This window comes from Micromonospora sp. M61 (assembly GCF_018070245.1).
GTDB lineage: Bacteria > Actinomycetota > Actinomycetes > Mycobacteriales > Micromonosporaceae > Micromonospora > Micromonospora zamorensis.
In genome coordinates this window covers 23,022-34,873 of record NZ_JAGPYA010000033.1, presented here as the reverse complement: position 1 = coordinate 34,873, position 11,852 = coordinate 23,022, and the positions used below count along the sequence as shown (strand labels likewise).

At 70.1% G+C, this 11,852-nt stretch carries 14 protein-coding genes; 6 read left to right on the top strand and 8 right to left on the bottom strand.

The genetic code is table 11. The features are described from left to right. Positions 1–154: 154 nt before the first annotated feature. The 5 genes from KBX34_RS19760 to KBX34_RS19740 all read right to left on the bottom strand — a co-directional run bounded on the left by KBX34_RS19760 (position 155) and on the right by KBX34_RS19740 (position 2,806). The gene (locus KBX34_RS19760; RefSeq protein ID WP_210795617.1) at positions 155–433 is read right to left on the bottom strand and encodes a hypothetical protein; all 279 of its coding nucleotides are present in this window, start codon (positions 431–433) and stop codon (positions 155–157) included. Between the two features lie 47 nt (positions 434–480). After that, complete coding sequence (locus KBX34_RS19755; protein ID WP_088949126.1) at positions 481–912, bottom strand: hypothetical protein; 432 nt, start codon at positions 910–912, stop codon at positions 481–483. A 186-nt stretch (positions 913–1,098) separates the two neighbouring features. Then, the gene (locus KBX34_RS19750) at positions 1,099–1,803 is read right to left on the bottom strand and encodes a VOC family protein (RefSeq protein WP_210926221.1); all 705 of its coding nucleotides are present in this window, start codon (positions 1,801–1,803) and stop codon (positions 1,099–1,101) included. Positions 1,804–1,814: 11 nt separating this feature from the next. Further along, positions 1,815–1,997 (bottom strand): DUF397 domain-containing protein, encoded by a 183-nt coding sequence (locus tag KBX34_RS19745; RefSeq protein WP_210926254.1) that lies wholly within the window; start codon positions 1,995–1,997, stop codon positions 1,815–1,817. Continuing rightward, complete coding sequence (locus tag KBX34_RS19740; protein ID WP_210926219.1) at positions 1,991–2,806, bottom strand: helix-turn-helix transcriptional regulator; 816 nt, start codon at positions 2,804–2,806, stop codon at positions 1,991–1,993. The genes KBX34_RS19745 and KBX34_RS19740 overlap by 7 nt, the downstream gene beginning before the upstream one ends. Here KBX34_RS19740 and KBX34_RS19735 point away from each other — a divergent pair. Next, a complete protein-coding gene (locus KBX34_RS19735) occupies positions 2,778–2,969 on the top strand; it encodes a flavin reductase (RefSeq protein ID WP_210926217.1) in 192 nt (63 codons plus the stop codon). The genes KBX34_RS19740 and KBX34_RS19735 overlap by 29 nt on opposite strands. Before the next feature lie 18 nt (positions 2,970–2,987). Here the strand turns inward: KBX34_RS19735 and KBX34_RS19730 are convergent, their stop codons facing one another. Both KBX34_RS19730 and KBX34_RS19725 read right to left on the bottom strand, forming a co-directional pair. Next, positions 2,988–3,386 carry a hypothetical protein gene (locus KBX34_RS19730; protein WP_210795623.1) on the bottom strand — a complete coding sequence of 133 codons (399 nt, stop codon included), beginning with the start codon at positions 3,384–3,386 and terminating at the stop codon, positions 2,988–2,990. Beyond that, entirely contained in the window at positions 3,383–3,706 is a 324-nt protein-coding gene (locus KBX34_RS19725) for a hypothetical protein (protein WP_141910344.1), read from the bottom strand. The genes KBX34_RS19730 and KBX34_RS19725 overlap by 4 nt, the downstream gene beginning before the upstream one ends. 434 nt (positions 3,707–4,140) lie before the next feature. Between KBX34_RS19725 and KBX34_RS19720 the strand changes: the two genes are divergently transcribed. From KBX34_RS19720 to malQ, 5 genes are all read left to right on the top strand, one after another. After that, entirely contained in the window at positions 4,141–5,427 is a 1,287-nt protein-coding gene (locus tag KBX34_RS19720; protein WP_210926215.1) for an ABC transporter substrate-binding protein, read from the top strand. Further along, a complete protein-coding gene (locus KBX34_RS19715; protein WP_307871441.1) occupies positions 5,424–6,419 on the top strand; it encodes a sugar ABC transporter permease in 996 nt (331 codons plus the stop codon). The genes KBX34_RS19720 and KBX34_RS19715 overlap by 4 nt, the downstream gene beginning before the upstream one ends. Position 6,420: 1 nt before the next feature. Beyond that, positions 6,421–7,263 carry a carbohydrate ABC transporter permease gene (locus KBX34_RS19710; protein ID WP_099855591.1) on the top strand — a complete coding sequence of 281 codons (843 nt, stop codon included), beginning with the start codon at positions 6,421–6,423 and terminating at the stop codon, positions 7,261–7,263. Between the two features lie 10 nt (positions 7,264–7,273). Continuing rightward, entirely contained in the window at positions 7,274–8,482 is a 1,209-nt protein-coding gene (locus KBX34_RS19705; protein ID WP_088949121.1) for an ABC transporter ATP-binding protein, read from the top strand. 114 nt (positions 8,483–8,596) lie between these two features. After that, complete coding sequence (gene malQ, locus KBX34_RS19700) at positions 8,597–10,603, top strand: 4-alpha-glucanotransferase (RefSeq protein WP_210926213.1); 2,007 nt, start codon at positions 8,597–8,599, stop codon at positions 10,601–10,603. A gap of 10 nt (positions 10,604–10,613) precedes the next feature. On the opposite strand, the gene KBX34_RS19695 is transcribed toward malQ, so the two are convergent. Next, entirely contained in the window at positions 10,614–11,723 is a 1,110-nt protein-coding gene (locus tag KBX34_RS19695; RefSeq protein ID WP_210926212.1) for a winged helix DNA-binding domain-containing protein, read from the bottom strand. Positions 11,724–11,852: the final 129 nt, after the last annotated feature.

The following is an 11,852-nucleotide window of genomic DNA, read 5'->3' as shown; positions in this document are numbered from 1 at the left end:
GCTGTTCGCTCCTCTGCCGGACAGCCGGGGGTCAGGGCCGGGTAGTTGCGGACCCGGTCCTGATCCGGCCCACGAATCGGTGCCGGAGCTCATCGGTCAGGCGGACCCAACCGCACCGTTGTGGAATGAGGGGTTCGCGTCGCGGCGCACCAGCTCAGGAAACCTCGCCTCCCCGGACGATCGCCACCGCCACTTTGCAGAACTCGTCCATGTCCGGGTTGAACCCGGCCGCGATGTCGGGATGCAACCCGGAGCGGGTCTCCTCCAACAGTCGCTGGCAGACCTGCTCGACCGGCTCACCGGCGTAACCGCTGCGGATCCGGTCGGTGGCCGCCTGAAGCGCCGAGGTCAGCTGGTCCTCCAGCGGGCCCCGCAGCTTCTGCTGCACAGGGTCGAGCCCGCGGGGGTCGAGCGTGACATGTGGCTCCGACATCGGTGCTCCCTTCGTCGGCGTCCGCGGTACCCCACCACGGACGTCGGTCAAACCCCGGTCGGTACGGCGGCGACCCGCACCTGGTACGAAAAGTCCTCCGCCGGCTCCTCGTGGTACGACAATCGGCGGATCTGCCGGTCGTCGGTGTAGAGGGCGACGTCCACCAGGACGCCGAGGTGGGTGAGGCCGATGGACGACACCCGCTTCTTGTCCTGCAGGACCGCGCAGACGCCGCCGAGCAGGGTGCTGGCGTCGGCCGTACGGTGCCCGGGCGGGCAGCGCAGGACCAGGTCCACCTCGATCGGCCCGGGCAACGGCGTCCAGCCGGTGCGCTGGGCCGCAGTGAGAGCGGCCTGGAGCAGGGTGCGAACCCTCGTCGCCTGCCGATGCCCGGCGGCGAAGATGGACAACGCTTCGGTCTTGACCGGTGGCAGGCCGCTCACCTCGAACGTCAGGGCGAGAGCGCGGGTGTCCTGCACGACGGCACCTCCTCGTTGGGACGATCCTGCCGAACCGGGGCAGCGGCGGTGGGACGTTCCCGCGATTACCAACCGATCGGGCAGGCTGGGGGTCGGCCGGAGGCGTGTCGACGGCGGCGGCGAACGCGCTGACTGCGGCGCTAGGAAAACGCTAGCTGACGTCGCCCGCGCTCGGTAGTCGGTCGTTCACCCGGTTGGCCGCGGCGTGAAGGCACAGAACTCGTTGCCCTCCGGGTCGGCCAGCACCCACCACCAGTGGGCCTTGTCGACCGGCTCCCGCAGCACTGTCGCACCCGCGGCGAGCAGCGCGGTCGGCTCCGGGTCGACCAGGTCGACGTCCCAGTGCAGCCGGTTCTTGACCGTCTTCGGCTCGGGCACCCCGGCGAACACCCAGTAGTCCCAGGGGAACCCGGACGCGCCGACCACCCCCGCGTGGGTCCCCTCGTCCTCGACGGTGCCGCCGACCACCCCGGCCCACCAGGTCGCCTGCGCGACCGGGTCGATCGAGTCGACGACCAGCTCGAACGGGCCCGGCCGGGCGCCGTCGCGAGCCGGGAACGCACAGAACGGGTTGCCCTCCGGGTCTTCCAGCACCCACCAGGTCACCTCGCCGCTCGGCTCGCGGACCAGTCGGGCGCCGTCCGCGAGCAGCGCCGCCGGGTCCGCGTCGGCCAACCGCAGATCCAGGTGTACGCGGGTCTTGCCGACCCTCGGCTCGGGCACCCGGTTCACCCAGATCGACTCGGCGTTCGAGCGCGCCGAGCGCGGGTCCACCCGGGTGTCGCCGTCGCCAGCATCGGCCACGTCACCGTCGAGCATCCGGGCCCAGAAGGCGCCCAGGGCGAGCGGGTCGGCGGCGTCCAGACAGAGGTCCTTGAAGCGCGCGATCATTTCTGTGTGGCTCAGTGCTGCTTGGCGTAGTGGATGAACGCCTTCCAGGCCGTCGGATCGACGTGCAGGGTGCCGCCGTCGCGGTCCTTGGTGTCGCGCACCAGCACCACGCTCGGCAGGTTGTCGGCGACCTCGACGCAGGACCCGCCGTTGCCGCCGGACCGGGTCGACTTCCGCCACTGTGGGGTCAGCATGCCCATGACTTCGCCACTCCCTTGATCAGCTCGGTTGACTGCCGGCGGGGGAGCGCCTCGTTCCGCACGATCTCCCACGTCTTCGCCAGCTTAGCGACGTCGGTCGGTGCATCGACGAACTGCGCCGTGAGCTGGTTGTCGGCGTGAGCAACCCGCTCACCGTCGGGCATCTCGGCGATGATGAACTGACCGGCGAGCCCCAGGTACATCCCAGCATCCACCGGCACGATGTGCACCTGGATATGCTCCGCCGTCACCAACTGGACCAGGTGCTCGCACTGCTCGACCATGAGACCCGGCTGGTCGAGCACCGGCCGGCGCAGCACCGCCTCGTCCAGCACGGCGATGAGCTGTGGCGGGCGTGGGCGTTGCAGGATCGCCTGGCGCTCCAGCCGGGAGGCGACGATCCGGTCCACATCCTCGGCGTCGAACCGGCCACCGGCCGGCGTCGCACGGGCGTACCGCTCGGTCTGGTGCAGGCCCGGCACGTACGCCAGCTCGAACCAGCGCAGCGTGGTCGCCTCCCGTTCGAACTCGATCCACTCGCGCAGCCAGGCCGGCTCGGCGTCGAGCCGGGCCAACCCGTCCAGCATGCGGAGGAAGCGTCCGCCGGTCTGGTGGTGGGTGTCGACCGCCCGCATGTACTCCTTCGTGGGCGGTCGCCCGCCGGTCTCCACCGAGCTGACGTGCGAACCCGAATAACCGATGCCCCTGCCGAAGTCGTCCTGACTGAGCCCGAACCCCGTCCGGAACAGACGCAGTTCCTCCAGTACGTAGTCGGTGACGGTCCCGCCCTGCCAACCGGCCAAGCTCCCTCTGCTGACGGAGTACCGGGCCAACCGGACCGCACTGCTGATCTACCTCGGCACTCTGATGCACGAGGCGACGAACCAGCTCACCCAACTCCACCCGGATCATCCACCGACCAGGATGACCGAGCGCTTCCTCTCCTGGGCCAGGGCCCGGGGCTGACGCTCGGCCCGCTGTTGTTCATCCCGGAAAGTGGATCAGAGGCACCCCGTCGGAGTATCCGGGCCCCTCGCCGGTGAGCACCGCGGCATCGTGGGTCAGGCCCGCAACGGCGGCCGCTGCAAGGTCGAAACGGCGGGTCCTGCGCTGCCAGAAGGTCAGCTCCGGTAGATCCTCCGCCCGCTCGGGCAGCAACGCGCAGGAAGTCAGGGCCAGCAGCTTGTGCAGCAGGGCCAGGTCCTTGCCGGTCGCCATGGTCAACGCCTCGGTCGCTGCGACCACCGGCACCCCGAACCGCACGCCGTCCTCAATCACCTCGTGGACGGGCTCGCCCACGTGCACCGTCCGGAGGACGGCGTATCCCAGCAGGGCCGACCGGTCCAGGATGAGCCGGACAGGTGGTGTTGTCTCTGATGTCATGCGGCGTCGGCGCGGGGCGCAGTGTCGTCGCCGTTCATCTCGGCCTCCATGGCGGCGCGGATCTTGGCGCGCTCCGCCTCGAACCGCTCCGAGGACCATTCGGCCTCGACGCCCAGGCGGCGGGCCCGAGACTCCGCGACACCCTGCTCAGTGACGTGAATGCCGGCGGCGAGCAACAACTCCTTGTGCTGCTCCACCCGCCTGCGCCGACGCACCGACTCGGTGACGTAGGCACTGGCCATGCGGTTGCCCTGGCTCTCCAGGATCTGACTCACGTCCGGGGGAACGGAGATCGTGAAGCGGCGCTGAGGCTCTGTCATACGCGCAGCATACACCTGTCATACTCTTGCGCCTTCTGCCGTCAGGCAGGCCCGCCGTCTCAGCGTGTGATCGACTCGCCTTTCTGAAAGGCGGGGTTCTCTGGCGCGCTGATAGCGCGACTTTCAGGAAGGCGAGTTGATCGTGCGCTGGTAGGGCGATCAGTCCAGGAAGCCGAGTCGATCACGCCCGGCGGTCCGTTCAGGGCGGCCGAGTCGATCATGAGCGGTGTCGGGGCGCAGGGCATACAGGGCCGGTCGCTGTGCGCACTCTCGGTGTGACAGCCAGGTTTCGCGACTCCGCAGGTGGGGCAGAGTAGCCGCACGGAGCATCCGGGTCGGGGTGTTTCCGCAGCTCCCTGGCCCGGAATCGTCTCGCCGTGCGCCGGGGCACGGATGGCCCCTCCCCGGTTTTCGCCGAAGAGAGGGGGAGGGCGATGACGGACCCCGAAACGGCTCGACACCGACGCCGGCCGATTGTTCGGCTTGGGGCGGCGGCTGCCACGCTGGCGCTGGTCGCACCGCTGGCCGCGTGCGGCGCCGACGACGCTGGTGGCCCACCGACGCTCAACCTGTACTACCCGCCGGAGCAGAACCTGCAGAAGGTCGTCGACGACTGCAACGCGCAGGCCCAGGGGCGCTACGAGATCGCTTACCGGGTGCTGCCCCGGCAGGCCGATGACCAGCGGGTGCAGATGGTGCGCCGGCTGGCCGCCGAGGACAGCGGCATGGACCTGCTCGGCCTGGACGTCACCTGGACCCAGGAGTTCGCCAGCGCCGACTGGATCCGCGAGTGGACCGGCCAGGACAAGGCCGAGGTCGAGCAGGGCACCCTCGCCGGGCCGTTGGACACCGCCCGCTACGAGGACAAGCTGTACGCGGCACCGAAGAACACCAACGTGCAGTTGCTCTGGTACCGCAAGGACCTCGTGCCGCAGCCGCCGACCACCTGGGACCAGATGATCAGCGCGGCCCAGCAGCTCAAGGACCAGGACAAGCCGTACCGGGTGCTCACCATGGGCGCCCAGTACGAGGGTCTTGTCGTCCTCTACAACACCCTGGCCGAGAGTGCCGGCGGAAAGATCCTCAGCGACGACGGTAAGCAGGCCGTGATGGACGACGGCACGGTGCGGGCGTTGGAGCAGTTGAAGAAGTTCGCCACGTCGGGCGTGACCTCGCCGTCGTTCAGCAACGCCACCGAGGACCCGGTCCGGTTGGAGTTCCAGTCCGGTTCGGGCGCGTTCCAGGTGAACTGGCCGTTCGTCTACCCGGCCTTGCAGGAGGCCAACCCGGAGCTGGCCAAGCAGGTCGGCTGGGCGCGGATCCCCGGCATCGACGAGGGCACCCCCAGCAAGGTCACCATCGGTGGGGTCAACCTGGCGGTCAGCTCCTACTCCAAGCACCCGGAGATGTCCTTCGAGGCGGCGCGGTGCATCCGCAGCGCCGAGCACCAGAAGTTCTCCGCCATCAACGACGGCGTGCCCCCCACTATCGAAGCCGTCTACGACGAGCCGGAGATGACCGAGGCGTACCCGATGAAGGACACCATCCTGGAGGAGCTGAAGGACCCGGCCACCCGGCCGTTGACCCCCGCCTACCAGAGCATCTCCACAGTGATGTCGGCGATCCTTTCGCCGCCGTCGGCGATCAACGCGCAGAAGACCGCCGACGAGCTGCGCGGCGCCATCGCCGATGCCCTCCAGTCGAAGGGGGTACTGCCGTGAGCATCAACGCCACGCCGACGGGCGCCGATGTCGCCGCCGCCGAGACCAGCGAATCCACTGGCCAGCGCGCCATTGTGCCCACCCAGCGGGGTGGCCGTGGCAAGGGGCCGTTGAGTGAGAACAAGAAAGCCGAACGCCGGTTGGGTCTGCTTCTCTGCGCACCCGCCGCGTTGGTCATGGTCCTGGTGACCGCGTACCCGATCATCTATTCGGTCTGGTTGTCGTTGCAGCGTTTCGACCTGCGCTTTCCCGACCAGCGCGAGTTCATCGGGCTGGACAACTACGTCACTGTGCTCACCAACGAGTTCTGGTGGACGGCGTTCGGGGTGACGGCGTTGATCACGGTGGTCACCGTGGCCGTCGAGCTGGTGCTCGGCATGGGCCTGGCGATCATCATGCACCGCACCCTGATCGGGCGCGGCCTGGTCCGGACCTCGGCGCTCATTCCCTACGGGATCGTCACCGTGGTCGCCGCGTTCTCCTGGCGGTACGCCTGGACGCCTGAGACCGGCTACCTGGCGAACCTGTTCAGCGACGGCGCACCGCTCACCGAGCGGGCCAGCTCCTTGGCGATCATCATGCTGGCAGAGATCTGGAAGACCACCCCGTTCATGGCGCTGCTGCTGATGGCCGGGCTGGCGCTGGTGCCGGAGGACCTGCTCAAGGCCGCCTCGACCGACGGCGCGACCGCCTGGCAGAAGTTCACCAAGGTCATGTTGCCGGTGATGAAGCCGGCGATCCTGGTCGCGCTGCTGTTCCGCACCCTGGACGCGTTCCGGGTCTTCGACAACATCTTCGTGCTGACCGCCGGCGGCAACGAGACGTCCTCGGTGTCGATGCTCGCCTACAACAACCTGATCCGGGGTCTCAACCTCGGCATCGGCTCGACGATGTCGGTGCTGATCTTCATCACCGTGGCGATCATCGCCTTCGTCTTCGTGAAGCTGTTCGGCACCGCTGCCCCGGGCAGCGACGACGGGGAGAGGCGCTGACATGGCCACCGGTACCGAAACCACCACCCGGGCGAAGCTGCGCTGGGGGCTGCTGGACGTCCTGGTGGTCGTCTTCGCGCTCGTCCCGGTGCTGTGGATCGCGTCGTTGTCGTTCAAGACGCCGGCCACCCTCACCGACGGGAAGTTCATCCCCCGGGAGTGGACGCTGGACAACTACAAGACCATCTTCGACACCGACCAGTTCGTCCGGGCCCTGGTCAACTCCATCGGCATCGCGCTGATCGCCACGCTGATCGCGGTGGTGCTCGGGGCGATGGCCGCGTACGCGATCAGCCGACTGGACTTCCCGGGCAAGAAGCTGCTGGTCGGCGTCTCCCTGCTGATCGCGATGTTCCCGCAGGTGTCGCTGGTGTCGCCGCTGTTCGAGATCGAGCGGCAACTCGGCCTCTTCGACACCTGGCCCGGGCTGATCCTGCCGTACATCACCTTCGCGCTGCCGCTGGCGATCTACACGCTGTCGGCGTTCTTCAAGCAGATCCCGTGGGACCTGGAGAAGGCCGCGAAGATGGACGGCGCCACGCAGGGGCAGGCGTTCCGGCGGGTGATCGCGCCGCTGGCCGCGCCCGGGTTGTTCACCACGGCGATTCTGGTCTTCATCTTCTGCTGGAACGACTTCCTGTTCGCCATCACGCTGACCTCCACCGAACGCGCCCGTACGGTGCCGGTCGCCCTGTCGTTCTTCACCGGCGAGTCGCAGTTCGAGGACCCCACCGGGGCGATCTGCGCCGCCGCCGTGGTGATCACCGTTCCGATCATCCTGTTCGTTCTCTTCTTCCAGCGCCGCATCGTGTCCGGTCTGACCTCCGGCGCAGTCAAGGGATAGGTGAGTAGTCATGGCTGACATCGTGCTGGACAAGGTGAGCAAGAGTTTCCCGGACGGGACCGTCGCCGTGCAGGACGTCGACTTGGAGATCGCCGACGGCGAGTTCGTGATCCTGGTCGGCCCCTCGGGCTGCGGAAAGTCCACCACCCTCAACATGATCGCCGGGTTGGAGGACATCAGCTCCGGTGAGCTGCGCATCGCCGGGCAGCGGGTCAACGACAAGGCGCCCCGGGACCGGGACATCGCCATGGTGTTCCAGTCGTACGCGCTGTACCCGAACATGACAGTGCGGGAGAACATGGCGTTCCCGTTGCGGCTGGCGAAGATGGACAAGGAAACCATCAACCGGAAGGTCGACGAGGCGGCGAAGGTGCTGGAGCTGACCTCCCTGCTGGACCGCAAGCCGGCCAACCTCTCCGGCGGTCAGCGCCAGCGGGTCGCGATGGGTCGCGCGATCGTCCGGCAGCCCAAGGCGTTCCTGATGGACGAGCCGCTGTCCAACCTCGACGCCAAGCTGCGGGTGCAGATGCGCACTGTGGTGTCCCGGTTGCAGAAGCAGCTCGGCACCACCACCGTCTACGTCACCCACGACCAGACCGAGGCGATGACCCTCGGCGACCGCGTGGTGATCATGCGCGGTGGCGCGGTGCAGCAGGTCGGGCCACCGCAGGAGCTGTACGACCACCCGCGCAACCTGTTCGTCGCCGGGTTCATCGGCTCGCCGTCGATGAACTTCCTGCACGCCGCCGTGCAGGACGGCAGCCTGCACACCGCCCTGGGTGACGTGCCGATCGGCGACCGGATCCGTCGGGAACTGGAGTCGGCCGACGCGCCCCGCGAGCTGATCCTCGGCATCCGCCCCGAGCACTTCGAGGACGCCGAGCTGGTCGACGACGACACCCGTCGCCGGGGCATGGAGTTCGAGGCGCCGGTGGACATCGTCGAGTCGATGGGTTCGGACAAGTACGTCTACTTCACCGTGGAGGGCGAGAAGGCCAGCGCCGCCGAGTTGGAGGAGTTGGCCGCCGACGCCGGCGCCGCCGACTTCGCCGGAGGTGGCGGCAACCTGGTGACCCGGCTGTCCGCGGAGTCGGCGGTCGCCGAGGGGCAGTCGCGACGGGTCTGGTTCAACCTGGAGAAGATCCACCTGTTCGATCCGGCCACCGGGCGCAACCTGACCCTGCGCGACGGTCGGGCGGCGGGGGCGCTCGACGACTGACAGCGTCCAGCGAGGTGGGCCGGCGGGTTCGCCCGCCGGCCCTCGCCGTGTCCTGCGCCGCGTGCCCGGTCGTGGCAAGGTGGTCGGAGGTCGCGTCGTGAGGCGGGGGGCGGGATGAACCGACGACTGGCCGCGCTGGCGAACGCGCACGGCGTGTCCACCTGGTACGAGGACTGGCGGCACCGCCGTGTCGAGGTCGCACCGGAGACCGTGGTGGGCGTGCTCGGGCTGCTCGGTGTGGACGCCACCAGCCCGGCCGCCATCGCCGACGCGCTCACCGCCGCCCGTGCCGTCGACCGGGGCGCACTGCCGGAGACGGTGGTGCTCGCCCACGGCACGACCCGGGCACTGCCCGGCCCGGGTGTCGTCACCCTTGAGGACGGCGGCCGCCGCGCGGTCGACAGCGAGCTGCCGGGGGACCTGCCGTTGGGCTGGCACCGGTTGGCCTGCGCCGGCCGCGAGGCGACGCTGGTGGTGGTGCCCCGTCGGCTGCCGGTGCCGCCACACACCTGGGGTTGGATGCTCCAGCTTTACGCGCTCACCTCGGAACGCTCGTGGGGCATGGGCGACCTCGGCGATCTCGCCGAGTTCACCGGTTGGGCCGGTGACACGGGCGCGGGGCTGGTGCTGCTCAACCCCCTGCACGCGGTCGGGCCGGCGCACCCGGTCGCCGCCTCGCCCTATTCGCCCGCCAGCCGACGCTTCGTCAACCCGCTGTACCTGCGGGTCAGCGACACGGCCGCGTACCGTGCGGCGGACCCGGCCACCCGGGCGGTGGTCGACGCCCTGCGCCCCGACCGTGGGGATCTGATCGACTACGACCAGGTGTGGGCCGCCAAGCGGCATGCCCTGGAGCTGCTGCACCCGTACGCCCAGCCGGTCGACCTTGCCGCGGACCCGGCGCTCGCCAGCTTCGCCACCTGGTGTGCGCTCGCCGAGCGGCACGGCAACGACTGGCGTGCCTGGCCGGAGGACCTGCACCACCCGGACGCCCCGGCGGTCGCCGAGCAGCGTCGGCAGCTCGCCGACCGGGTGGCCTTCCACGCCTGGTTGCAGCACCTGTGCGACGAGCAACTGGACGCCGTGACGGCGGCGGCCCGGGCGGCCGGAATGCCGGTCGGCGTGGTGCACGACCTGGCCGTCGGCATCGACCCCGGAGGCGCGGACGGCTGGCAGCTCGCCGACGTGCTGGCCCAGGGTGTGCGGGTCGGCGCGCCGCCGGACGACTTCAACCAGCTCGGCCAGGACTGGGGGCTGGCCGCCTGGCGTCCCGACCGGCTCGCCGCCACCGGGTACGCGGCCTACCGGGACATGCTGCGCCGGACCCTGCGACACGCGGGTGGTCTGCGGGTCGACCACGTCGCCGGCCTGTGGCGGCTGTGGTGGGTGCCGCCGGGCGCCGGCGCGGCCGAGGGCACCTACGTGCGCTACGACGCCGAGGCGATGCTCGGCATCCTCGCGCTGGAGGCGCACCGGGCCGGCGCGGTGGTGGTCGGGGAGGATCTCGGCACCGTCCAACCCGCGGTGACCCGTGGGCTGCGCGGGCGCAACATGCTCGGCTCGACAGTGCTGTGGTTCGCTCGCGACGACGAAGGCGGGTTCGTCCCGCCGGCCCGTTGGCCGCGCAACGCCCTCGCCACGATCTCCACACACGACCTGCCCACCGCGCCGGGTTTCCTGACCGGCGAGCACGTCCGGGTGCGCGACGAGTTGAAGCTGCTCGGCACCGACGTGGCGGTGGAGCAGGCCCGGGCCGCCACCGACCGGGAGCGGCTGCTGGACATGCTGCGTGCCGAGAGCCTGCTGCCCGACCCGGCGCCGACCGCCGAGCCAGCGTCGCCCGGTGCGGCTCCGACACCCGACGACGGCGAGGTGGTGGTGGCGATGCATGCCGCGCTCGCGGCCAGCCCGACCCGGTTGCTCGGCGTCTCCCTCTACGACGTGCTTGGCGAGGTGCGCCAACCCAACATGCCGGGCACTGTGGACGAGTATCCGAACTGGCGGCTGCCACTGCCGAAAACCGTGGCGGAGATCCGCTCGGATCCTCGGGTGACCCGGATCGTCGACCTGCTCAGCACCGCCCGCCCACGACGGGCCAACAGGTCCCCGACCGAGGATTGACGCGGCGCGGTCAGGTCAGCCAGTCGAAGCGGGGAGGCAGCCCGAGGAAGTCCGCGTACCGTCCGAGCGCCTGCTCCACCCGAGCCCGCGCGGCGGCGTCGAGCGTCGTCAGCGGCTGGACCGTCACGGTGACCGCTGCGCGGCCGACTTTGCGCTTCCACACGCCCACCACCCGCCCGGAGCGGACCACTGTGGCCTGGAAGATGCCGTTGTTGCCGGGCACCACGGCTGCCTGGTGCGCGGGGTCGAGCATCAACGAGCGGTCCCGGTAGCCGAGCAGGTATTCGTCGAAGCCCGGCAGCACGATCATGTCGTCCAGCGGGGGAGGCGCGGTGTCGGCCAGCGCCGCGTCGACGTGCATCGGCTCGCCGTCGACCCGTACCGTGCTCAGCAGGTCATCGGCGGCGGCCAGGCCGCACCGCGCGTCGGTCAGGGTGAGGCCGGTCCAGCCGGCGAACTCGCGGGCGGTGACAGGCCCGTGCCCGCGGACGTAGCGGTGGGCGAGCAGGGCCAGCGCCTCGTCCCGTTCCAGGTGGCGTGACTCGGGCGCCCACTCGTCCAGCAGCGCGAAGGTCTGTTCGGTGCCCAGGTTCGGTGCCACGCAGGTCACCCCGCGGACACTCGCGTACCACAGCAGGTGGTATCCGCGCTGGCCGTCGGTCCCGATGCCGGCGGCGCGCAGGGCGGCGAGGCACTGCGCGCGGGTGAGCCGGCCGCCACCGGCCAGGGCGCTGCCGAGGACATCCACCGCCCGGTCCGCGTCGGTCTCGGTGAGCCCGAGCTGCGCGCGCCGGGTCGCCGCGCCAGCCAGCGAGCGTACGCCGGTCAGCTCCAGCATCCAGCGGGCGTCGGCGGGAGGGACGAGGTGAACGGTGCCCCGCATCGGCCAGGTGCGCAGTGCCTCGCGTCGCTCCAGCGCCGCCTGCACGTCGACGACGCTCTGCCCGGGCAGCCGCGCGCCCAACGACCACAGACCGCTCGCCAGATCCTGCGCCTGCATCGCGCCGAACCACTGGACCACCCCGGCGACGTCGCCGGGCCTGATGCTCGGGTGCGGGCGTAGCAGCAGACTCGTCATCCGCAGATCAAGCGCCTCGGACGCCGTCAGCTCCCTGGTCATCGGACTCCCTTCCCCGCAGGTGGTTGCGCCAGGTTAGGGCACCCGACCGACAGTGGGCCTGCGGCGATGGCCCCGCTGGGCTGGCATAACGGCCCAGGCAGTGGGAAGGCGGTCACCCGGAAGTGCGCG

Bases quoted from the DNA above. Each gene is read 5' to 3' on its own strand.
- KBX34_RS19760 (WP_210795617.1), bottom strand. From the start codon at position 433: ATGTCGGAGCCACATGTCACGCTCGACCCCCGCGGGCTCGACCCTGTG.
- KBX34_RS19750 (WP_210926221.1), bottom strand. From the start codon at position 1,803: ATGATCGCGCGCTTCAAGGACCTCTGTCTGGACGCCGCCGACCCGCTC.
- KBX34_RS19745 (WP_210926254.1), bottom strand. From the start codon at position 1,997: ATGCTGACCCCACAGTGGCGGAAGTCGACCCGGTCCGGCGGCAACGGC.
- KBX34_RS19730 (WP_210795623.1), bottom strand. From the start codon at position 3,386: ATGACATCAGAGACAACACCACCTGTCCGGCTCATCCTGGACCGGTCG.
- KBX34_RS19725 (WP_141910344.1), bottom strand. From the start codon at position 3,706: ATGACAGAGCCTCAGCGCCGCTTCACGATCTCCGTTCCCCCGGACGTG.
- KBX34_RS19720 (WP_210926215.1), top strand. From the start codon at position 4,141: ATGACGGACCCCGAAACGGCTCGACACCGACGCCGGCCGATTGTTCGG.
- KBX34_RS19710 (WP_099855591.1), top strand. From the start codon at position 6,421: ATGGCCACCGGTACCGAAACCACCACCCGGGCGAAGCTGCGCTGGGGG.
- KBX34_RS19705 (WP_088949121.1), top strand. From the start codon at position 7,274: ATGGCTGACATCGTGCTGGACAAGGTGAGCAAGAGTTTCCCGGACGGG.
- malQ (WP_210926213.1), top strand. From the start codon at position 8,597: ATGAACCGACGACTGGCCGCGCTGGCGAACGCGCACGGCGTGTCCACC.
- KBX34_RS19695 (WP_210926212.1), bottom strand. From the start codon at position 11,723: ATGACCAGGGAGCTGACGGCGTCCGAGGCGCTTGATCTGCGGATGACG.